18 protein-coding genes, 1 tRNA gene and 4 pseudogenes are annotated in these 19,918 nt (G+C 69.3%); 5 read left to right on the forward strand and 18 right to left on the reverse strand.

Annotation, left to right across the window (positions count from 1 at the left end):
* Window positions 1-20: 20 nt before the first annotated feature.
* Together nrtL and ACFYO0_RS39510 are read right to left on the reverse strand one after the other, a co-directional pair.
* On the reverse strand, window positions 21-1,088 hold the full coding sequence (gene nrtL / locus ACFYO0_RS39505; protein WP_388686167.1) for an ArgS-related anticodon-binding protein NrtL: 1,068 nt from the start codon (window positions 1,086-1,088) through the stop codon (window positions 21-23).
* A 168-nt stretch (window positions 1,089-1,256) separates the two neighbouring features.
* Entirely contained in the window at window positions 1,257-1,778 is a 522-nt protein-coding gene (locus tag ACFYO0_RS39510) for a response regulator (RefSeq protein ID WP_388686223.1), read from the reverse strand.
* A gap of 111 nt (window positions 1,779-1,889) precedes the next feature.
* Here ACFYO0_RS39510 and ACFYO0_RS39515 point away from each other — a divergent pair.
* Window positions 1,890-1,961: transfer RNA gene (locus tag ACFYO0_RS39515), tRNA-Arg, on the forward strand.
* A gap of 229 nt (window positions 1,962-2,190) precedes the next feature.
* On the opposite strand, the pseudogene ACFYO0_RS39520 reads toward ACFYO0_RS39515, so the two are convergent.
* From ACFYO0_RS39520 to ACFYO0_RS39580, 13 genes and pseudogenes are all read right to left on the reverse strand, one after another.
* Window positions 2,191-3,210 (reverse strand): annotated as a pseudogene (locus tag ACFYO0_RS39520) (hypothetical protein).
* Window positions 3,207-3,380, reverse strand: a complete 174-nt coding sequence (locus tag ACFYO0_RS39525; protein WP_388686225.1) for a helix-turn-helix transcriptional regulator — start codon at window positions 3,378-3,380, stop codon at window positions 3,207-3,209. The pseudogene ACFYO0_RS39520 and the gene ACFYO0_RS39525 overlap by 4 nt, the downstream one beginning before the upstream one ends.
* Window positions 3,381-3,391: 11 nt before the next feature.
* Window positions 3,392-4,686, reverse strand: a pseudogene (locus tag ACFYO0_RS39530) (replication initiator).
* Complete coding sequence (locus ACFYO0_RS39535; protein ID WP_388686169.1) at window positions 4,679-4,864, reverse strand: hypothetical protein; 186 nt, start codon at window positions 4,862-4,864, stop codon at window positions 4,679-4,681. The pseudogene ACFYO0_RS39530 and the gene ACFYO0_RS39535 overlap by 8 nt, the downstream one beginning before the upstream one ends.
* Window positions 4,865-4,955: 91 nt before the next feature.
* Entirely contained in the window at window positions 4,956-5,267 is a 312-nt protein-coding gene (locus ACFYO0_RS39540) for a SpdD-like protein (RefSeq protein ID WP_388686171.1), read from the reverse strand.
* Window positions 5,268-5,291: 24 nt separating this feature from the next.
* Window positions 5,292-5,447: a hypothetical protein gene (locus tag ACFYO0_RS39545; RefSeq protein ID WP_388686173.1), complete on the reverse strand. Its 156-nt coding sequence runs from the start codon at window positions 5,445-5,447 to the stop codon at window positions 5,292-5,294.
* A gap of 13 nt (window positions 5,448-5,460) precedes the next feature.
* Entirely contained in the window at window positions 5,461-5,652 is a 192-nt protein-coding gene (locus ACFYO0_RS39550; RefSeq protein ID WP_358999603.1) for a mobile element transfer protein, read from the reverse strand.
* A gap of 21 nt (window positions 5,653-5,673) precedes the next feature.
* A pseudogene (locus ACFYO0_RS39555) lies at window positions 5,674-6,120 on the reverse strand (SpdA protein); the annotation flags it as partial.
* Between the two features lie 3 nt (window positions 6,121-6,123).
* Window positions 6,124-6,606 (reverse strand): hypothetical protein, encoded by a 483-nt coding sequence (locus ACFYO0_RS39560; protein WP_388686174.1) that lies wholly within the window; start codon window positions 6,604-6,606, stop codon window positions 6,124-6,126.
* A gap of 83 nt (window positions 6,607-6,689) precedes the next feature.
* Entirely contained in the window at window positions 6,690-6,842 is a 153-nt protein-coding gene (locus ACFYO0_RS39565) for a hypothetical protein (protein ID WP_388686176.1), read from the reverse strand.
* Window positions 6,843-6,881: 39 nt separating this feature from the next.
* Window positions 6,882-7,733 (reverse strand): nuclease-related domain-containing protein, encoded by an 852-nt coding sequence (locus ACFYO0_RS39570; RefSeq protein ID WP_388686177.1) that lies wholly within the window; start codon window positions 7,731-7,733, stop codon window positions 6,882-6,884.
* Window positions 7,734-7,910: 177 nt separating this feature from the next.
* Window positions 7,911-8,681, reverse strand: coding sequence for a transposase (locus ACFYO0_RS39575; protein ID WP_388686178.1), 771 nt, complete (start codon window positions 8,679-8,681; stop codon window positions 7,911-7,913).
* A 32-nt stretch (window positions 8,682-8,713) separates the two neighbouring features.
* Window positions 8,714-9,445: a DUF6082 family protein gene (locus ACFYO0_RS39580; protein WP_327592691.1), complete on the reverse strand. Its 732-nt coding sequence runs from the start codon at window positions 9,443-9,445 to the stop codon at window positions 8,714-8,716.
* A gap of 1,113 nt (window positions 9,446-10,558) precedes the next feature.
* On the opposite strand from ACFYO0_RS39580, the gene ACFYO0_RS39585 reads away from it, so the two are divergent.
* The 4 genes from ACFYO0_RS39585 to ACFYO0_RS39600 all read left to right on the forward strand — a co-directional run bounded on the left by ACFYO0_RS39585 (window position 10,559) and on the right by ACFYO0_RS39600 (window position 13,149).
* The gene (locus ACFYO0_RS39585) at window positions 10,559-10,711 is read left to right on the forward strand and encodes a hypothetical protein (protein ID WP_388686179.1); all 153 of its coding nucleotides are present in this window, start codon (window positions 10,559-10,561) and stop codon (window positions 10,709-10,711) included.
* 90 nt (window positions 10,712-10,801) lie between these two features.
* On the forward strand, window positions 10,802-11,401 hold the full coding sequence (locus ACFYO0_RS39590; RefSeq protein WP_388686180.1) for a hypothetical protein: 600 nt from the start codon (window positions 10,802-10,804) through the stop codon (window positions 11,399-11,401).
* Window positions 11,402-11,716: 315 nt separating this feature from the next.
* Window positions 11,717-11,995: a transposase gene (locus ACFYO0_RS39595; RefSeq protein WP_388686182.1), complete on the forward strand. Its 279-nt coding sequence runs from the start codon at window positions 11,717-11,719 to the stop codon at window positions 11,993-11,995.
* A 2-nt stretch (window positions 11,996-11,997) separates the two neighbouring features.
* Window positions 11,998-13,149, forward strand: coding sequence for an IS3 family transposase (locus tag ACFYO0_RS39600; protein ID WP_388686184.1), 1,152 nt, complete (start codon window positions 11,998-12,000; stop codon window positions 13,147-13,149).
* Window positions 13,150-13,540: 391 nt separating this feature from the next.
* Here ACFYO0_RS39600 and ACFYO0_RS39605 read toward each other — a convergent pair whose 3' ends face one another.
* The 3 genes and pseudogenes from ACFYO0_RS39605 to ACFYO0_RS39615 form a co-directional block, all read right to left on the reverse strand.
* Window positions 13,541-14,026 carry a cupin domain-containing protein gene (locus tag ACFYO0_RS39605; protein WP_388686185.1) on the reverse strand — a complete coding sequence of 162 codons (486 nt, stop codon included), beginning with the start codon at window positions 14,024-14,026 and terminating at the stop codon, window positions 13,541-13,543.
* Window position 14,027: 1 nt separating this feature from the next.
* Window positions 14,028-18,488: an amino acid adenylation domain-containing protein gene (locus ACFYO0_RS39610; RefSeq protein WP_388686227.1), complete on the reverse strand. Its 4,461-nt coding sequence runs from the start codon at window positions 18,486-18,488 to the stop codon at window positions 14,028-14,030.
* A gap of 123 nt (window positions 18,489-18,611) precedes the next feature.
* A pseudogene (locus ACFYO0_RS39615) lies at window positions 18,612-19,904 on the reverse strand (non-ribosomal peptide synthetase); the annotation flags it as partial.
* Window positions 19,905-19,918 lie beyond the last annotated feature (14 nt).

A 19,918-nucleotide genomic window follows, 5' to 3' on the forward strand; every position in this document is an offset into this window, starting at 1 on the left:
ACTTCTCTTCTTCGGCTCTCTCAGAGGTGTTCGGGTGCGTCGATGCCGAGCAGGGACAGGCCGCCGGCCAGCACCGTCCCGGCAGCTTCGGCAAGCGCCAGCCGGGCCCGGTGGGCGGCCGAGGGTTTCTCGTCACCGAGGGGGAGGACTCGGGTGACCTCCTGGTAGCGGAGGAAGGCGTCGGCGATGACGACGAGGTGGCGGGCCAGGTGGTCGGGGGCACGGCGGGTTGCTGCGGTGGCCAGGGCGGCGGGGTAGTCGGCGAGGGCGGTGATGAGGGGGGCTACGGAGTGGTTGGGGGGTTCTGGGTGTACGTCACCGGGGGCGCCTTCGAAGCCGAGGTCGGCGGCGTTGCGAGTGAGGGATCGGGCGCGGGCGTGCGCGTAACGGACCCGGAAGAGGGGGTTGGTCTCGCGCTGCACCAGGTGGTCGACGGTGGTTCGGGGCCGGTCGTGGGGGGCGGGGTGGAGGAGGGCCCAGCGGGCGGCGTCACGGCCGAGCGGGGTGGGGTCCTCGGCCGCCGGCACGGGGCGGAGGTTCACCTCGAGGGGGACAGGAGTGCCGGGCCGGCCATGGGCCTCGACGGTCACGCCGAGGGGCTCGGCCCACGCCGGGTCCAACTCGGCCTCGCAGGACGTACGGACGAGGGCGCCCTGCGTACGCAGGAGCCCGGCGAGCACCTGCCCACTGACCGCTGCGCGCACCTCGCACGGGTAGTGCAACTGCACGATCCGCCCGCTCGGCTCCTCGGCGTGCCCGTAACGAGAGCCGCGCCGCAGGACGTCCCTGACCAGGGCTTCCGCTCCCCCGTCAAGGGTGATGTTGAGGAAGCCGGGCCCGGTGATCTCGACGCGTGCCACGCCCTCGGCCTCGGTGATGAGCGGGCGCAGGATCTCGGCGACGTGACGCGGCGGACGCCCGGCGGGCCGGGCCAGTTGCAGGGCGACATTCGTGGCGTAGTCACCGCGTCCCCCGGGCCCCGGCGGCGCCACCACGGCCCGCGCGGGCACGGCCACACTGAGCTCACCGGCGTCCACGGCGCGGCGCACGGCGCACAGGACGGTACGGGAGAGCTCGACGGGGGTCACGGGGACAAGCGTATGGGAGGAGGGGGGTGGGCAAGCGAGCTGATTTGGGGAGGGTCCGGGATGTGGACGGGGGATGCGGACGGGACTGGGCTGGGGCTTCAGCCGCCCGGGGCCGTGGCGCGCCGACCCGCCGGGGCCGGACCGTCACCCCTCCCTCTCAGTTCCCCCTCAACCGCCGGCGCTCCCCGCACGCTCCGCGCACTCGGTCTCGCCCGTGCCTCCCGGGGCCCCGAGCGGACTCGTGAGGGACGCTCCACCACCCCGCCGTTCCATCAACTGCCGTACGAGCCGCACGAGTTCGGCCGGCTCAAAGGGCTTGGCCAGAAAGGCGTCCACCCCCACATCGAGCCCGCCCTCGATCTCGTACTGCGTACAGGCGCTCACGACGGCGAGGGGCAGATTCCGAGTCCGCGGATCGGCACGGAGCCGGGAAGCGGTCCGCAGCCCGTCGAGCCGGGGCATCACGACGTCCAGGGTGATGACATCGGGCCGCACGTGATGAACGACATCCAGACACTCGGCACCGTCAGCCGCGGTCACGACCTCGAAACCCTCCAGCTCGAGGTTGACCCTGATCAACTGCCGGATGACCTTGTTGTCGTCCACAACAAGCACCCGACCCGACGCGCCTGGCACAACTCGAGAGTAGGTCCGCACCCCCGCCCGCGTCCGGCTTTTCCCCACTTCCACCCGTCCGTGGACCCGCACATCCACGGGTCTCCCCCCACCAAAACCGGTTCCTGAACCCCCCGAAAGAGCTGGTAGGGTTCTACCCGTCGCCGCACACACCGCGCCCGACACGCCCCCGTAGCTCAGGGGATAGAGCAACGGCCTCCGGAGCCGTGTGCGCAGGTTCGAATCCTGCCGGGGGCACCCCTTCTGAGGTGCCCAAAGACCCCGTGACCAGCGAGTTCGCTGTGTGCGGGGTCTTTGCGTGTGTGCAGCCGTATGCAGCCCTGAGCGGCCCTATGTCGGCGTCCGTGGACTATTCGTGGACACGATCTTGAGGCATCGTCCCTGATCAGCCCCAGGAACGGCAAAGGCCCCCGGACGAATCCAGGGGCCTGAAGCCTAGCTCGGCTCACACGCTACTCACACGCGGTCACTCGTACTCGCGCAGTAGCTCTTCGATCTTGCGGTTGGCGATCTCCTGTCGGCCGTCGATGCACTTCGCGTAGCGGCTCAGCAGGACCTCAACGCTGTTGCCCGCACGCTCGGCAACCTCGGTCGCGTCAACGCCGGAATTGAGCCAGGTCGACAGCGCCGAGTGCCGAAGGTCGTACGGGCGGGCAGCGAGCGGCGAGGCGAAAACGGCCGGCGGAAGCGCCAGCGCCCGAGCCTCCTGCCACACCCGGTAGTACGTCGACGAGCCGACCACTCCCCCACGCTCGTGGTGAACAGCCGCCCGTCCTTCGCAGCGCCGAAGGTGTCGAGGTGGTCCCGGAGGATCGCCACGAGCTGGGGCGGGATCGGTACGGGTCGGACCTCTTCCACGGGCCGGTTCTTGAGTCCGCGGTCATCGTGCGTTTCTCCGGAGTCGGTCCATCGCTTGCCGACGCTGGGGCGAGTGCGGTTCAGCAGGGCGGTCCCCCAGCCCGTTTCCGGCAGCTTCAGGTCCGCCTCTTTGAGGCCGACAGCCTCAGCCGGGTACATGCAGGCAAAGAGCCCGACCAGTCGACGGCCGCGCGCACGGCCATATCCGCCGACGTATGAGATCGCAGTCAACAGAGCACGAGCCTGTTCAGGGTTGGCCACGACTCGGGGATCTACTTCCTTGACCACCTTCGGTTTCTTCCAGCGAACCGCACAGCGCCTCATTCATCCCGTCGCGCGTGTTCGGCGCAGCGTGCGGCCACTTCATGGCGAGGTACTTGAGGGCGAACGTGTACCACGTCATCGAAGGCGCCTTCTCAACCATCGAGTCTGGCAGCCCTGTTGCCGTGTCGAATTCCTCGCCATCACGCGTGGCTCGGAGCAGCTTGGAGCGGTAGCTGTCGGCAAGTCCTTTGGTGCGGAATTGCTCGGAGAACACATTCCCGGAGACTATCCACCGGACGTCATAGGACGCTTTCTTGGTGTTCCGCTTCCGAACGCCCCAGATCTTCACGTCGAGCGACTTCATGCCGACACCTTTTCTCGGCTGTTCAGCCACGCCGTGAAGTCGCTTCGCCACACCCTTAGTTCGCCATTGGGCAACTTGAAGGCCTGTGGAGCTTGCCCCAATTCGCGCCAGCGGTAGAAGGTCCGGCGTGAGACTCCCTTGAGCTCAGCGAGGATTTCCGCAGTGGTCATCAGCTCGTCTTTCACGCCGGTTCTCCTTCCAGGGCGGCGAGTTCTTCGCGGGCGGTTTGGCGGTTGAGTTGGAGATCGCGGGCGATGGTGGCGGCGAGGGCGGATTCGCCGGGGGTGTGGCCGTGTCCGGCGTACTGCCAGTCGGCCAGGACCAGGACGGTGTCCGGTTCCACGTCGTCGAGGCCGAGCACCTGGCGTTCTTGAGCGGCGCGGTAGTCGGCGCGTGCCTGGCGGAGTTCGCCGAGGGTGGTGGAGTAGCGGCGGGACTTGGAGGAGAAGTGGCCGCGGAAGCCGAGCATGTGAGCCCAGGCCCACAGGCGGCGGTCGGGGTACAGGGGGTCGAGTTCCTTGCAGGCCTTGATGAGTTGGCGGGTGTGGTCGGGGACCTGGTGGCGGTCAAGCTCGGAGAGTTCGCCGATGCGGCGGTCGAGCGTGCCGGTGTTCTCGGCGGCCTTGGTGGCGTACTTGGCGACGTAGGAGGCCACGGCCTGTTCAGTGATGTCGGAGCCGTCACCGAAGGCCTTGACCGGGCGGACGTCCAGTTGGGTGCCCCATCGGAAGGTACGGGCGGGCTGGTCGTCGACCGCCGGGACCGAAACCGAGGTGTAGGAGTGCGCGACAGCTGCGCGTATCGCGTCGGTAAGAACGTCGACCGTCGCCCAGGACGGCGGCGGGGTATCGGGTCCCTCGGGGCCGTCGATGCGGATCACGGCGTGGAAGTGCACAGCTCCGCGCTTTTGGAACTCGGCGACCTTGCCGTACGACAGCCGGGCGGAGGCCTTCAGCTCCCGCTGGGTCAGGCCCTCACGGGCGGCGATCTCCCGGCGGAGCCGGTTGGTGAAGCGCTGCCACAGCTGGCCCGCGTGATTGTTGAACAGGACGGCGCCCGCGTAGTCGTACGTGGCCGCATCGAGCGCGGTGCCGAGGGCCGGGTCATCCGGGGCGTGGCGGGTGCCGCAGCGGCAGGTGCCCCGGTCGGGCCGGTTGTGGACCGGGGCGAAGGACGGGCGGTGAGGGTGGCGAAGACACGCGGATGATCGCGGACGGTGGCGGGGACGTCGCGGCGGGAGGCGCGGCGGTTGCCGCAGGCGACGCGGAGCCGTCCGCCCGGCTCGGACTCGGTCGAGTAGTGGTGCAGGGTCTCACCGGTCGTCTTGTCCTTGGTGATCGTCCAGCCGGTGAGGTGGATGGGGTCGGCGCAGCCGCCGGTGCGGCGGATCTGCTCGTGCCAGCGGTCGTAGTCGGAGGCCGAAGCCACCCTCAGCAGGTCGCCGAGGGTGGTCGGGTCGAGCAGCTGCTCAGGCACGGGCGCCCTCCCGAACCGGCGTGTGGCGGGCGGTGCCGGTGCCCTTGCAGGCCGGGCAGTCGGCGGTGACGGTGCGCAGGTGCCGGTGCTGGTCGCGGCCGCTGGAGGTGATGGCGACGGAGGCGAAGCCGTCGCAGTTGGGGCAGATGCGGGACGGCGGGCGGGTGCGGTCGGTCATGCTGGCAGTTCCTTCCGGATCTGTGGTTCGGACAGGGGCACGGCTCCCGGGCGGCGGATGCTTGGCGGTATCGAGGCCGCCCGGGTGCCGGTCAGCGGTGCTTGCCCTCGGAGGCGATCAGGGAGCGGATCACCAGGGCGCAGATGGCGAGCGAGGCGCCGGTGACGGCGACCGCCAGGAGCATGGAGACGAGGACGGCGCCGACCACCAGGACCACGGCGGTGCCGCCACCAACGAGGGCGACCACGGCGCCGGGGGTGAGCTGGATGGTGGGCCGGGCGGGTGCCGGAGCGACCGGCGCGGGCGCCGGAGTGTGCTGGACGACGGCGCTCGGCTCGACGACGGCAGGCGGGGCAACGAGGCCAGTCGGCATCGGGTTGGTCGGGACCTTGGGACGGAACACGGTGGATCTCCCTTCTGGGGCGGGTTACTTGACGGTGGAGTCGATGACCGGGGCGAAGACGCTGTCGGCGAGGAGGTAGCCGCCGAGCAGGAGCACGGCGATGAGCCACCAGGGCGGGCGGATGAGCTTGATGCCGAGGTAGCCGACGGCGATCAGGGCGAGCCAGAGCGGGACGTCCATGACAGGTGGCCTCCTAGCGGACCTTGCAGCGGTGGGTGCGGGCAGCGAGCTGGGCGGCGGTCTGGCTGGTGAAGTCGGACGACCAGCCGCAGCGGTCGGCGGTGCACACGGCGGCGTGTTTGGTCTGGCCGTGGCGGTCGCGGTGGGTGCCGATCTGTACGGGGCCGATCCGCATCACGGAGTGGAAGTGGTCGCGGGCAGGCATGACGGTGGTTCTCCCTTCGGGTTAGGTGAGTTGGGCGGCGATGGCGTCGGCAAGGTGGGACGGGACGCCGAGTCGGGCGCGCAGGGTGTCGGTGTCGATGTGGGTCCCGGTGCGGGCGTGGTGGTCGTCGGCGACCTTGCGGGCGTGGTCGACCAGCGCGGCCGGGACCGGCGGAGCCGGAACCGTGGGCGGAGACGGGGCGGGCTCAGCGGCGGGAAGGACGGGAGCTGCTTCGGTCTCAGGTGCCGGAGAGGCGTCCAACTCCGCCTGTTCGACAGCCGGTTCGGGCTTAGGGGTGGGGGCTGCGGGTGCCGGCGGATCCGGCGCCCGGTCCCCTGCCGAGTGGGCCAGGAGTGTGCCGCCCATGAAGGCGATCGCGGGCCAGGCGGCGACGAGGATGCGCAGCCAGGCAGGGACGTCGCCGAGGTCGAGGAGTCCGGCGGTGGCGACGTTGGCGCCGAGCGAGGCGTGTCACCTCGCCAGGGGGCGGCCGTTGGCTTCGGCGATGGCGGTCAGGACCCGGTCGAGGTTGGCCGCATCCAAGCCGCTGACCGCATCGCCGAGCGGGATGCGGGCGGCGGTGTCGGCCAGCGATGCGGCGATAGCCAGGATGCGCAGTTCTCCGCTGGAGGCGGGCAGGTCGTTTGCGGCCAGCGCCTCGACGACCTTGAGCCAGTCGATGCCGTACGGCTCCCGAGCGGTACCGGAGCCGTCGATCAGCAGCAGGCCGGGCCGTTCGGCCAGCCGCTTGATCCACAGGCCGTGGTCAATGAGGAGTCCGATCGCGGCTCGCATCGCCGGGGAGCCGTCGGCCACCCTCTGGAGGATCTCGGCCAGCTCGGCAGCGTCGATGGTCACGGCGCCGTCATCGGTGTCGTACCAGGGGCAGTCACGTTCGTCGTGGTCGATGCCGGTCTCGTTGCCGTCGACGTCGCCGCAGTGTTCGCAGAACATCGGGCGCTCCTTCCTGTCGTGAGGCATGGAGGGGGTAGGGACGTGGCGCGAAGGCGGTCGCGCCGACCGGGTGGGCGGGAAGGTCAGGCGGTGGCGGGGGCTGTTTTGGTCAGCGGCACGCGGGCCGAGGGCAGCGCGGCAACGGCGGGCCGGAAGGCTTCCAGGGCGGGCAGGTCCGGGGTGCGGTCCGACTCCTGGACGCCTTGGACAGCAACGGCCCACATGTGCGGAGCCACGACGGCCGGAACCTCATCGAGTCACGGTGAGCCGAGGATTCAGGCCGCTAGCCACGCCTGGCGGTGTCGCGCGACGGCGTAGACCCGTTCGACTTGCTCAGCGGTCAGTGCGCCCGTGAGCGGCGCCAGCGCCGAGACCTCACGTTCGCGGTACACCCGGACCGTAAGTTGCGTGGCCACGACCTTCAGGTCAGCCACGCCGACGAAGACCAATACCGGTTCTACGGGCACTGGGAAGCCGCAGTGCCGCTCAAGCACCCGTTTCACGCGCTGAGCCTCCGACCGGCTCTTGCGGGTGTAGGGCTCAGGCTTGCCATGGTTGACCTTCACGGCGTCGTCGCCGACCCAAACGGCCTTCTTGGGATGGTGCTTGGTGTTGATGCTGAACACCCCGCCGGGCCCGATCAGCAGGTGATCGAGGTCCACGTCCCGAGGCAGCGGGACGGAGTGCAGCACACGCCATCCATGCCTGCGTAATCGATCGAGCTCAGCGCCCACACGTCGCTCGCCTGCCAACCCCTTTTGCCAGGAGTCTCCTTGCACCGGACGTCGTAGGAGCCAGGCGACAGCCCGAGCCCAGGGCCCAGGTGCCGCAGCGGCGAGCTCTCGCAACGCGACCCCGGGAGCGTTTGAGGCAAGGTCATCAGCTGGAGTCAGGGGCGGTAGCGCCAGGGGCCGGGCAGGTGCCGCCCTCTTGGGTGGCGATGCCGGAGCGATGCCCCGTAAGTGTTCCCTGAGCACGGCTATCACTGGTTCGCGGTACTCACCCCGTAAGACCGTGATCTCCCGGGTCTCGCAGTCAGCCCAGCCAACGGCCGTTCCGTCCGGAAGATTGGCGTAGAGGCGATCTCGCCCGTACCGCTTCCAGCGCACGACCTTCAGCTCGTCCATGGCTCCCCCCTCGGCTCCGTGAGCGGCACTGCCGCCATGGCAGCAGGAGGAGCGACACGGCCACAAGAGCGCGATCGGGCTAGAGCTTTCCCGACGTTCATCGACCGCAAGCTAAAGGTTGTCCCGTAAACGATCTTCTACGGGTTGAGGCGCAGGGCTGACCAGTGGGACCAGCCGTTATCCCGTGAGAGCGAGATTGTGGAGGCGGGCGATGCCGAGCATGGCGTAGTGGACGCCGTCGCCTTTCAGGCGGCAGTCGCGGAGGATCTTCCAGCCCTTCATCCGAGCGAAGGCATGCTCGACTCGGGCGCGGACCTTGCGGTGCGAGGCGTTGTGATCCTCTTTCCATGACGGCAGTTCGGTCTGACCGCGCGCGCGGCGATGCGGAATGACCAGACCGGTGCCCCGGTAGCCGCCGTCCGCGATCACCGTGGTCCTGCCGACAGCGTCCTTGGCGCCTGATAGCTCCCATGCCTTGCAGTCATTGCGGTTGCCGGACAGCGGTCGGCCGACCACGACGACGAGTCGGCTGTCGGCGTCGATCACGATCTGGTGGTTGGTGGAGTACCGATAGTTCTTGGACTGCTCGGCTACCTCGTGGTCACGGGTGGGAACCAGGGTGCCGTCCACGATCAGGACAGTGTCCTTGGAGAACCGGCGCCGCGGCCGCAGAGACATCAGCGGGCCGAGGTGGTCGATGATCCGGTCTGCCGCAGACTTCGAGATGCCGAACAGCAGGGCCAGCTGGCGCATCGTCAAGTTCGTGCGCCAGTAGGCCGCGACCAGCAGCACTCGGTCCTCCAGAGGCAGGCTCCAGGGCCGTCCCCGGCCAACCGCGTCGGCCCCCTCACGCCGCAGCGCGGTCACCAACTTCCCGAAGCAGCGCGGGCTCAGCCCGGAGAACGGGCCTATCCAAGACGGCTCCGACGCCGTGATCACACCAGTCACACCATGATCATCCAACTCGTGCCCAACGGCCCTCAGCGCCGACTGCGCAACAGCGATCCGAGTGCCAAGCCGGTACCCAGGCCGATCAGGGCGCCGGCCGCCGTCCGCCATACGGGCGCCGCTCCTGCGGCAGGCACGTCGGGCGGACTCGGGGCGACGGCCGAGCGCGTCGGCGGTCCGGTAGCAACAGCGCGAGCGTGCTCCTCGCCCACGATGGCCAGGAAGCGACGACCGATACGGCTTCCTGACGAACTGGCGGTCCATGAGGTGCGGGCCCTGCTCCAGTAGTGCCGCCCAGCCTCTCCGGTGAACATCCCGGACAGCATGTCCCGCAGGAGAGGCTCGCGAATGGTCCCGATCTCGTAACCCATCCACGCGTAGTTCATCATGAGGTCGGCATAGACATGCCGCTTCCGCTCATGGGGATCGGCGATGTCCGTGTCGCCCCAGACAGGCTGGTAAAGCGCCATGTCCTCAAGTTCCAGGCGAACCAGCTCAAGGTAGTAGCTGCGAATCCCCTGGACCTGCTCCGCCCTGGCCTGCCGGTTCTGAACAATCAGCGAACCGGCAACACCGGCCAACGCGAGCGCCGAGACGATCGCCGACGTGAAGCCGTACGCGGCGCCGATCTGACTCAGCCTGTTCCAGTCCACGCCCTTGGAACCGGCGACGTCCTGCAGCACGAAAGGCGACAACAACAGCGCCGCCAGCACGGCCGCCGCAACTGCGACCAGCCCCAGAGCCCTGCCCACCCGGCGAGCCACTGATGCTCCAGCCGCAGACCGATGACGAGCTATCAGGTAAATCACCCCCAGGCGAGCCTGCCCCAGTGGCTAGGCCGAACCATGGGGCAGCCTATGCGCAGCCGTCATGCTCGGCAGCGCCCGCCTGCACCAGCTCACCTTCGCCGACCGGGCGAGCGCCCCTTGCCGAGGAACCGCCGCCGCATCGGCCCGAAGATCGATTACGGGACAGCCCTTAGGGCGGCGCGGTAGGAGTTTCCCTACATTCATCAAGGCCCGCGCACGGCGCGGGCGCGCGCCGCCTCTGCGGCGCGGCCTGCCTCCTGTCTTCGCCCCGGCTGGCCGCGCCCGGCGGCGCGCTACGTGCAGCGGGCGGAAGAGGGAGAAACCCTCTATGGCTGGGGCGGTCGGCTCCACGGCTTTAGGCAGCCACCATGGGGCGAGCCTCGAAGATCATGGCCCCAACGTCGTGCTTTAACGGGCAGGTCCACAGACTGCCCGACTCGCCGGAAGCTTACGGGGCCATGATCACTCGCCCCATGGCAGCTCCCGCCCAATGCCGCTCCGCCGACCTAGTCGGACACCGTGTCCGCCGTGCCTTCCTGAGTGTCAGGAAACATCAGCCGGGCAGCGAAGACGACCACTCCCAGGGACCCCCATGCCAGGCCATGACGTAGCCATCTCAAGCCGCCCTCCCAGTCTTGCGGAGGACCGAAGACCAACCAGACCACAAGAGTGATGCCGACCAACACGCTTGCCATGCCAGCTATGCGACGTAATCCAGGACCCATACGCCCAGGATCTCCCGTGACCTCCACCCCCACAATCGAAAAAGCGGCGAGTGCCATAGAGCTCAGGTCGCGCGCCCGCTCTGTGCCCTCCAGCTCGGGGAACCACGGGGGACATCGGTCGCCAGCGGGCAGCCATCAGCCAGCAGCGAAGTACAGCAACTATGCCGACCGGCATCAACCGTTGTTGATCGTCGCAGCCTTCCTCACCAGCCCACTACCTCCTGGCCAGCCGTACCGATATGGTGACGTACCGGATCGAGTGCGCAATCGCCGAGGCGCCCTACCGGCAGCGGCTGTGGGAGCTGCTGGCAGCGGCACACTGCGTCGAGCCAGCGCCCTGGGCGTGATCAAACGCTGCCAGGCGCTGTTCACCGACGACCTGGGCCTAGACCTGCCGCCCAAGGTCGAGGCGATGCGGGCCGCGGCCCTCGACTGGGACCGCGACCAGGCGTTGCGTCTGATCGCGGCCCATGTCCTGGCCACGGAGGACGGATAGGAGCACCGTCACCCGACGCTGCGTTCCCTGTCCTGACGCGCTCGTCGCCCAGGAACCGCTCAGGTCCACGACTCCAAGGAACTCACGGCCATGTCACAGACTCGCGGACTCGATCGCCCCGACCGGGGTGTGAGTCATCGCTCCCGGGCCTGGATCCGGGGACGGCTGCGCTCGCTCGCCGCTCTGGAACTGCTCAACATCGCGCTCCAGGCCGCGATCTGGTTCGGCAGCATCGGGGGGATCGGCTTCGGCCTGCCGATGACGGCTGCGAACGCGGTGGGCTTCGGCCTGTTCTCTCTGCTGCTCGTTCAGGGGGCCGCGTACTGGCTGGCCAAGCTCCGTCTGATCGCGGCCCCCGGCGGGCGTCTACCGGGGGCCGCCGCCTTCGTCGCGGCCCGTGTGCTCAATGTTCCGCTGCTGGCCGTGGGGGTGCTGATCACCGCGTGGGCGGTGGCCGAGCGGCCCGGGCGGGAGAGCTGGCCGGGGCTCGGGTTCGCCCTGTTCGCGGTGTTGGAGCAGGTGAACTACTTCCACTGGCAGCTCATGTACGACACCCGCCAGGATCTGCGTCACCTCCGCTCGCACGGTCTGCGTCGCGCGCATCTCGCCCGCGATCTGTCCCCCGGCCGACGAGCCCGGCCGGGGACAGATCGTGACGGCGCTAGACCTCAGCAACCGCTCCGCCCGTAGAGCACATCGAGGAGACCACCTCGAAGGCTGCGGACTATTCGTGGACAGAGGCTGACGACAGATCACCTAGTACGGGTCGTGACCTGCTCATACGTCTGGGACCGAAGGCCCCTCCGGAGCCGTGTGCGCAGGTTCGAATCCTGCCGGGGGCACCTATACGACTTGCGTTTCTGCAGGTCGGGATGCCCAGGCCCGTTTCCATTCCCCGGAAACGGGCCTTCGCGATCTATGCCGCGATGCGTCCTTCTCGGTCACCTTCTGGCAGCCGTTCTTCCCAGACCCGCAGGTCGTCCGCCCCATACGGCGCTCGCCGCAATGTCGTGGAGTTTGCGCAGGCGTGAGCCCCGGCAGACCCTGAGGGGCCACGAAGTTTCCGGACAGGGACCCAATAGGGTTGTCTTGAACAGGAAACGAGGAAGAGCGCCACCCAGTAAGTACTCGCCGAAGTTCCGCGAGGAAGCCGTCCAGATCGCGTTGAGGTCGAGCAAGACGATCTCCGAAGTCGCCCGGGAACTTGAGCTGAACCCGGAGACGCTACGCGGCTGTGTCAAGAAACACCAGAAGCAGCAGGAACCGGCCCCGACGCGGAACTGACGGTGAACGATCGGGCACGCCTGAAGGAACTCGAACGACGCAACCGCGAGCTGGAGATGGAAGTTACCTTCCTGAAAAAGCCGCAGTCTACTTCGCGAAGGATCCCCGGTAGCAAGCAAGTACGAGTTCATCGACGAGATGCGGCTCGACACCGAGGAGTACGCATACAGCGTCGAGTTCATGTGCGGCCGACTCGGCGTATCCAGATCCGCTACTACGACTGGCGATCCCGCCCGGAATCCGCGACGGCCCAACGGCGCGACGAACTGAAGTTGCTCATCACGAAAGCCTTCGACATGTCCGATGGCACCTACGGGCACCGGCGCGTCCAAGCCCAGCTGGACCGTTGGGGCGTTGCCGCGGGCCCGGAGCTGGTCCGCCGTCTCATGCGTGAACTGGGCCTGGTGCCGTGCCAGCCCCGGCCGAGGCGGTTCGGCCTTACCCAGGCCACGGCCGGCCAGGTGCCGGACCTCGTGGGCCGCGACGTCACGGCGGACGCGCCCGGCGAAAAGCTCGTCGGCGACATCACCTACATCGCGACCGGGGAAGGCTGGCTGTACCTCGCGACGGTCATCGACTGCTGCACGAAGGAAGTGATCGGTTACGCGATGAACGACCACTACCAAACCTCTCTGATATCCAGGGCCATACGTAACGCGGCACGGAACAGGAGGCTCGCCAAGGAGGCGATATTTCATTCGGACCGCGGAAGTAATTACATGTCCTCCGAGTTCGCGGAGACACTCGACCGGCTCGGGCTTCGCAGATCTGTCGGGCGTACCGGGATCTGCTTCGACAACGCCATGGCTGAATCGTTTTTCGGAGCCCTGAAGAACGAGCGTGTATCACGCGTGACTTACCTGACTCGCGAAGCAGCCCGGCAGGACATCGCCCGGTACATCGAATTCCGGTACAATCGCAAACGCCTTCCTCGGCGGTGGGTTACCGCCCTCCACGCGAAGTCCACGCCGAGTACGAGAAGTTGTGAATCGCCGCGTGAAATAGACGGTCAGACACCTGTCCGGAAAACGCGAGGCCCCTCAGCGCCGAACAGGTGCTTCTCCGCGTACGTTTGCAACCGGTCCCGGAAGCGCTCGCGCTGCTCGTCGGTATCCAGGAAGCCGAAGGTCCCCTCCTGTTTCTGCCAGGTGTGATGCAGGTGGTTGAGTGTCGCCTGGAGGAAGCCGCCCGTACCAGGATGGTCGAGGGATTCAGCTCTCGGTGCGCGATGCGCCGTTGGTGGGCATGGGCGACGCCCATCAGGACATGCCGGATCATCCGCAGTTTTGCGTCGGCGGTTAGCGGATCCTCGGGGTACTCGCTGTGGATGCCGGCGCCGTCATCGGGCGCCGTCTCACTGAGCCGCTCGATGACTTCCCAGCTGCCGAATCGCAGCGGCCCGGACGGCGGTCGGGAGGCCCCCTGGACCGTCCGCACAATCAGCTCGTGATGTGCCAAGGCACGAGCACCAGCAGAGGACCTGGGAGGACTTCGTCCTCCATACGGTTGCGGAGCTCGACCAGCTTGGTGCTGGTGACAGTGACGTCATGGAACGGCAGGTGTGGGAGGACGAGACCTACCAGGAGATCTTCGGTCCGACCTCGAACGCCTGGCCTCCCGCGTCCCGGTCAACAGGTCGAGCGGCGCCCGCAGTTCCCAGGCCCCGGGCAGAACCACGACCGGCCCCAGAGGCGGATCCTCGGCGGGAGCCGACGGCAGCTGGAGCCGGTAGAGGGCGAGCGGCCCCGCACCGGTGGCACGCAACGCGAACGGTACGCCCGGCTTGATCCACACCAGCGTCCCCGGACCGGCCCGGATCCGCCGGCGGCCGGCCACGCCCTCGTACCGGCCGGCCACCACGAAATGGATCAGATGCTCGGAGAGCCCGTGCTCGAACGACACCGCCCAGTTCGCCGGCGTCGTGCCGTATCCGAGCGCCCCGACGTCCGGGTACCGGTCGGGACTCCGCAGCCATGCGCGGTCGTCCCGCGTCCTGTCCGGAACATCCGGCGCAACTGGCGGTGAGGACATGTCAGGCCGGGAGGTGGAACGCGCTGACCGGCCGCCCCGGGTCGGCGGACGCGTCGGCCAGGACCCGGACGAATCCCCGGGCCAGGGACACGATGGTGCTCCGGTCGAAGAGGTCGGTGGCGAAGATGAGGTGCCCGTACAGACCCGCCGGCCGGCCTGCGGAGTCGAACCGCTCGTACAGGTGAATGTTGAGGTCGTAGACGATGAACTCGTGCTCCAGCGGAACCGGCTCGACCTGCACGCCGGGGAGGTCGAGGGCGGCCTCCGGGGTGTTGTGCAGCACCAGCTTGACCTGGAAGAGGGGGTACCGGGCCGCCGTCCGGTCCGGGACCAGTTCCTCCACGAGCCGTTCGAAGGGCAGGTCCTGGTGGTCGTATGCGGCCAGCGTGTGCGTGCGGGTGCGTGCGAGGAGTTCACCGAAGGACGGGTCGCCGGACAGGTCGTGGCGCAGGACGAGGCTGTTGACGAAGAACCCGACCAGGTCCTCCAGCGCCTCGTCGGTGCGCCCGGCCACGGCCGTGCCGATGGGGATGTCCTCGCCTGCCCCCATACGGCACAGGAGCAGGGCGAGCGCCGACTGCAGCACCATGAACACACTCGCTCCCTGCCCGGCGGCGAGCGCGAGGAGGCTCCGGTGCACATCGGCGGGCACCTGTACGGGCACGTCGCCGCCCCGGCGCGAGGCGGCGGCGGGACGCGGCCGGTCCCGAGGCAAGGGCAGCTCCTCGGGCACGCCCGCGAGCCTGGCGCGCCAGTACGCTAGCTGACGGCGCAGCAGACTGTCCGGGTCGGACTCGTCCCCGAGCAGGGTGCGATGCCATCGGGTGTAGTCGGCGTACTGCACCGGCGGCGGTTCCCAGCGCGGTGTCCCGCCCTCGGACCGGGCCGAGTAAGCCGCCGAGAGGTCCCGTCCCAGTACGTACTCGGACCATCCGTCGGCCGCGATGTGGTGGATCACCAGGATCAGTACGTGCTCGTTCTCGCGCACCGCCAACAGTCGCCCACGCAGCGGTACTTCATCGCTCAGCGCGAAAGCGTGCCGGGCCTCCGCGCCGAGTACCCGGCCGACGTCGTCGGGCGCCACGTCGAACACCGGCAGGCCGAGCGGCACATCGTCCGCGTCGATGACCCGCTGGCAGGGCTCACCGTCCACGAACGGGAACACGGTGCGCAGCGACTCGTGCCGGGCCACCACGTCCTGCAGCGCCGCCTCCAGGGCCTTGTGATCGAGGGAGCCGGTCAGACGCAGCGCCAGGGTGATGTTGTGCCGGGTGGGGCCGTCGAGCTCGCCCCGGAACCACTCCTGGGCGAAGGACAGCGGGATCACCGGCGGTCGGCCGCCAGGGACAAGTGCCGGCCGGCGCCCCTCGGGCGGCTCCAGGACCTCGGCCAGCGCCGCGACCGTGGACCGCTCGAAGAGGGTGCCGATGCCGAGCTCCGCGCCCAGCTCGGTACGGATGCGGGAGACCAGGCGGGTCGCCAGCAGCGAGTGGCCGCCCGCGGCGAAGAAGTCGGTGTGCACGCCCAGTTGTGGCCCGTCTCCGCCGAGCAGTTCGGTCCACAGGCCGAGCAGCCGGGCCTCGCGGGCGTCGCGTGGTGGCGTGGTGTCGTGCGACCTGTCGTTCAGCACCGTGCCCACCGCCGACGAGAGGGCCTTGCGGTCCACCTTGCCGCTGTCGGTGAGCGGCATCGAGTCGAGCTGTGTCCAGAGCGTCGGCACCATGTGCGCGGGGAGCCGTCCGGCCGCGTGAGCGGCGATCGCCGCGCCGTCGGGACGGGTGCCCGCGGCTGCGACGACGTAAGCGGCGAGCCGTCCGTCGGTGAGCAGTACGGCGCAGTCGAGGACGTCGTCGTGGTCGCGGAGCGCGGCCTCGATCTCGCCGGGTTCGATCCGGTGGCCGCGCAGCTTGATCTGTGCGTCGACGCGGCCGCGGAACTCCAGTGCGCCGTCGGGCCGATGCCGTACGAGATCGCCGGTGCGGTACATCCTGCGGGTGATTCCCGCACGGTCGGTGTGCTGGACGAACGCGGCTTCGGTGAGATCCGGCCGCCGGTGGTAGCCCCGGGCGAGCCCGGCGCCGGACAGGTACAGCTCACCGGTTACGCCTTGGGGGACGTACTGGCCGTGGCGGTCGAGAACATGTGCCTGGGAGTTCGCGATCGGCCGCCCGATCGGCACGGTGCCGCGGCCGTCCTCGGTGCACATCCAGTGCGTGAGGTCAGCCTCGGTGGGACCGTAGATGTTGTGCAACTCGGCTGGCAGCGTGGCCAGGAACTGCCGCTGCAGATCGTACGGAAGGGCCTCGCCGGCGCAGATGACCCGGGTCAGCCCCGTGCACCGGGCGCCGGCCGGATCCTCCAGGAACGCCTGGAGCGCAGCGGGCACGAAGTTCACGGTCGTGACGGACTCGGTGGCGATCACCTCCGCCAGGTGGGCGGGATCGCGGTGACCGCCGGGCCGGACCAGAATCACGACACCGCCGGTGATCAGCGGCCAGAAGAACTCCCAGACGGACACGTCGAAGGTGACGGGGGTCTTCTGCAGCACCGGTTCGCCGGGCCGCAGGCCGAACCGGCGCTGCATCCACAGCAGCCGGTTGGCGATCGCGCCGTGCGGTACGAGGACGCCCTTCGGACGCCCGGTCGAGCCCGAGGTGAAGATCAAGTAGGCCCCGTCGTCCGGGCCCGCGCCGCCGTCCGGTGGCCCGGGCGGGCAGCTGAACCCCGGTGGCTCGGCCTCGTCGGGACGGATCACGCCGACCCCGGACGCCGCGATCCGCTCGCCGCCCGGTTCCTGGGAGACCACCACGGTGATCCCGGCGTCGACGAGGATCCCGCGCAGCCGCTGCTCCGGGTGCTCGGGGTCCAGCGGAACGTAGGTGCCGCCGGCCTTGAGGACCGCGAGGAGGCAGACGGGCAGCTCCAGCGACCGGTCGAGGAGCACCGCGACGAGGCTCCCGCGCCTCACCCCCGCGGCCCGCAGCCGATGGGCCAGCCGGTCGGCCCGTTCGTCGAGTTCGCGGTAGGTCAGTCCCGCTCCCTCGAACCCCACGGCCGTGGCGTCGGGGGTGCGGTGTGCCTGATCGGCCACCAGGGTGTGCAGCACGTGGGGGCGGTCGTACGTCTCAGCGGTGTCGTTCCACTGCGCGGCTGTGCGGTGCTCGGCCGCGGACAGCAGGTCGGTCGGCCGGTACGGACGGTCGGAGTCGGTGGCCAGGGCGCTCAGGACTGCCGTGTAGTAGCCGTGGATCCGGTCGATCTGCGCCTCGTCGAAGCACGCCGCGTCGAAGCGCAGCCCGAGGCCGAGGGTGTCCTCGGTGCCGTGCCGGACGAACTCGGCACCGAACGGGAAGTGGGTGTCGGCGACGGCGCGCTGCTCGATGACCTCCACGTGAGTCCGCTCCGCCAGCGAGCGCTCGATGTGGAAGTGCGTGTAGTTGAAGTATGTCTCGAAGAGTTGGGGGGACTCCGTCCGCCGTACGATCTCGGCCAACGGGAACCGGCGATGGGGCTGGATGCGCCGATCGAGCTCGGAGGTTCGGGCGACCAGGTCCCGCCAGCTGCCCCCGGTGAGCCGGCCGCGCACGGGCAGCGTGTTGAGAAACAGGCCCAGTGCCCGGTCGCCGTCCTGCTCCTCGACGCGGCCGTTGAAGACGACTCCGGTGACGACATCGTCCGTGCCGCTGAGCAGGCTCATCACCCGCAGGTGTGCCGCAAGGAGCACGATCCGCAGCGGGACACCGAGTTCACGGGCCAGCGCATGGAGTCCCCGGGTGACTTCCTGGGGCATCCGCCGGCCCGCGGTCCGCATCGACGGGCCGTCCTGCGCCGTGCCGTCCGCCAGGTCCCGCGGCAGCGGGGTGAAGGTCGCGCCCGTCAACTCCTCGGTCCAGAAGTGCCGGTCGGCCTCGCTCCGCAACGACTCCTGTTCAAGCCGTACGTAGTCGGCGAACCGAGACCTCGGGGGAGACGCGGACGGAGCGGCCCAGCCGGTGGCCCTGCGGCCGTACTGGCCGAGGAGTTCGACGAACAGCGAGCGCTCGCTCCAACCGTCGAGGACGGCGTGGTGCTCGGTGACGAAGAGCTGGACGGTGTCCGCGGTACGGCGCTGCACATGGAATCTGATCAACGGCGCCGACTGCTTGTCGAACCGGTCGGCCCGCTCCTGGACGAACCTGCGCTCGGCGGCCCTGTCGAGCTCACCGTCGGGGAGCCCGCGCAGGTCCTCGAAGGTGATCGGCGGCGCCACCCGCCGGTGCACCAGTTGCAGGGCCGGACCGTCGCCGGGCGTCCGGAAGGAGGTGCGCAGAATGTCGTGCCGCTCCAGCAGGCCGGACACGGTGTCGCGCCATGCCTCCTCGCTGTAGGGCGCGCGGAGCCGGTACGTCGAGACGTTGTGGTAGGCCGCTCCGGGCTGCGACGGGTCGCTGTGGAACCACATGCCCTCCTGCAGCCTGGTCATCGGATAGGCGTCGTCGAGACCATCCGGGAGCGCGGCGCGGTCGGCGGGCGCCACCAGGGCGAACGGTGCCTGCGCCGGGGCGGCCCGCGGGGCGTCCCCGCCCGTGCCCGTGAACGCGGCGAGCGACCGGACCGTCTGGTTCTCGAGCAGATCCTGGAACTCGGCGTCGATGCCGGCCTTGCGGGCCTCGGCCAGCATCCGGATGGCCAGGATCGAATCGCCGCCGAGGGCGAAGTAGTTGTCGTCGACGCTCACCTCGGCGACACCGAGGACTCGGGACCACACCTCGACGAGGATCCGCTCCCGGCCGGTGCTCGGGGCCGCGAACTCCGGGCCCGACGAAGGCCGTTCGGGGCGTGGTTCGGGAAGCCGGGCGCGGTTCAGCTTGCCGTGGGGCGTGAGCGGGAGCGCGGGCAGCAAGGTGAAGGTGGACGGCACCATGTGCGTGGGGAGGCTGCCCGCCGTATGGGCCCGCAGCACCTCGGGGTCGAGGTCGCCGGGATCACCGGTACGGGCTGTGACGTACGCCGCGAGCTGGTCGTCGCCCGCGGGCCCCGGCCGCAGCAGTACCGCGGCCTCGTGGACGGCGGGGTGCTCGGCGACGACGGCCTCGATCTCTCCCAACTCGACTCGGAAGCCATGGAGTTGGACCTGCGAGTCGACGCGTCCGCGGTACTCGAGGTCGCCGCCGGGCCGTATCCGTACGAGGTCACCGGTGCGGTAGAGCCGCTCGCCGGGGGCAGAGGTGGAGGCAGCGGCGTGCGGGGGCGGGACGAAGCGTTCGGCGGTGAGGCCGGGACGGTTGAGATAGCCGGGGGCGAGGCCCGCTCCGCCCACATACAGCTCGCCGGTTCCGCCCTCGCCGACCGGCTGGCCGTGCGCGTCGAACACGTGCAGCCGCAGGTCCGGCAGCGGCTCCCCGATCACGCCGGCACCGCCCGCCTCGAGGTCGGCACGTGTGATCCGGTGGTAGGTGGCGTGCACCGTGGCCTCGGTGAGGCCGTACATGTTCACCAACCGCGGTGCGGTGTCTCCGTGCCGGTCGCACCAGTCGGCCAGGGCTGCCGGGTCGAGCGCCTCGCCGCCGAAGATCACATACCGCAGTGCGAGTTCACGCGCGTCGGCTGCCGAGGCGGCCTCGGCCCGCATCAGCTGGTAGAAGGCGGACGGTGTCTGGTTCAGCACGGTCACGCGGTGTTCGCGCAGCAGTCGCAGGAACGCCTCGGGTGAGCGGCTGGTCTCGTAGGGCACCACGACGAGGCTGCCTCCGTGGGCCAGCGCACCCCACAGCTCCCACACCGAGAAGTCGAAGGCGTAGGAGTGGAAGAGCGGCCACACGTCCTGCGGTCCGAAGCCGAACCAGTGCTCGGTGGCGGCGAACAGTCGGCTGATGTTGCGGTGCGGGACGGGCACGCCCTTCGGGCGGCCGG

The organism is Streptomyces sp. NPDC006365 (genome assembly GCF_042870755.1).
Taxonomy (GTDB): domain Bacteria; phylum Actinomycetota; class Actinomycetes; order Streptomycetales; family Streptomycetaceae; genus Streptomyces; species Streptomyces xiangluensis.

What these genes read in the sequence shown, in the direction of transcription:
- ACFYO0_RS39605 (WP_388686185.1), bottom strand. Translation starts at nt 14,026, where the DNA reads ATGTCCTCACCGCCAGTTGCGCCGGATGTTCCGGACAGGACGCGGGAC.
- ACFYO0_RS39570 (WP_388686177.1), bottom strand. Translation starts at nt 7,733, where the DNA reads ATGGACGAGCTGAAGGTCGTGCGCTGGAAGCGGTACGGGCGAGATCGC.
- ACFYO0_RS39610 (WP_388686227.1), bottom strand. Translation starts at nt 18,488, where the DNA reads ATGACCAGGCTGCAGGAGGGCATGTGGTTCCACAGCGACCCGTCGCAG.
- ACFYO0_RS39545 (WP_388686173.1), bottom strand. Translation starts at nt 5,447, where the DNA reads ATGGACGTCCCGCTCTGGCTCGCCCTGATCGCCGTCGGCTACCTCGGC.
- ACFYO0_RS39535 (WP_388686169.1), bottom strand. Translation starts at nt 4,864, where the DNA reads ATGACCGACCGCACCCGCCCGCCGTCCCGCATCTGCCCCAACTGCGAC.
- ACFYO0_RS39525 (WP_388686225.1), bottom strand. Translation starts at nt 3,380, where the DNA reads ATGACCACTGCGGAAATCCTCGCTGAGCTCAAGGGAGTCTCACGCCGG.
- ACFYO0_RS39590 (WP_388686180.1), top strand. Translation starts at nt 10,802, where the DNA reads ATGTCACAGACTCGCGGACTCGATCGCCCCGACCGGGGTGTGAGTCAT.
- ACFYO0_RS39560 (WP_388686174.1), bottom strand. Translation starts at nt 6,606, where the DNA reads ATGTTCTGCGAACACTGCGGCGACGTCGACGGCAACGAGACCGGCATC.
- ACFYO0_RS39550 (WP_358999603.1), bottom strand. Translation starts at nt 5,652, where the DNA reads ATGCCTGCCCGCGACCACTTCCACTCCGTGATGCGGATCGGCCCCGTA.
- ACFYO0_RS39595 (WP_388686182.1), top strand. Translation starts at nt 11,717, where the DNA reads ATGTCGTGGAGTTTGCGCAGGCGTGAGCCCCGGCAGACCCTGAGGGGC.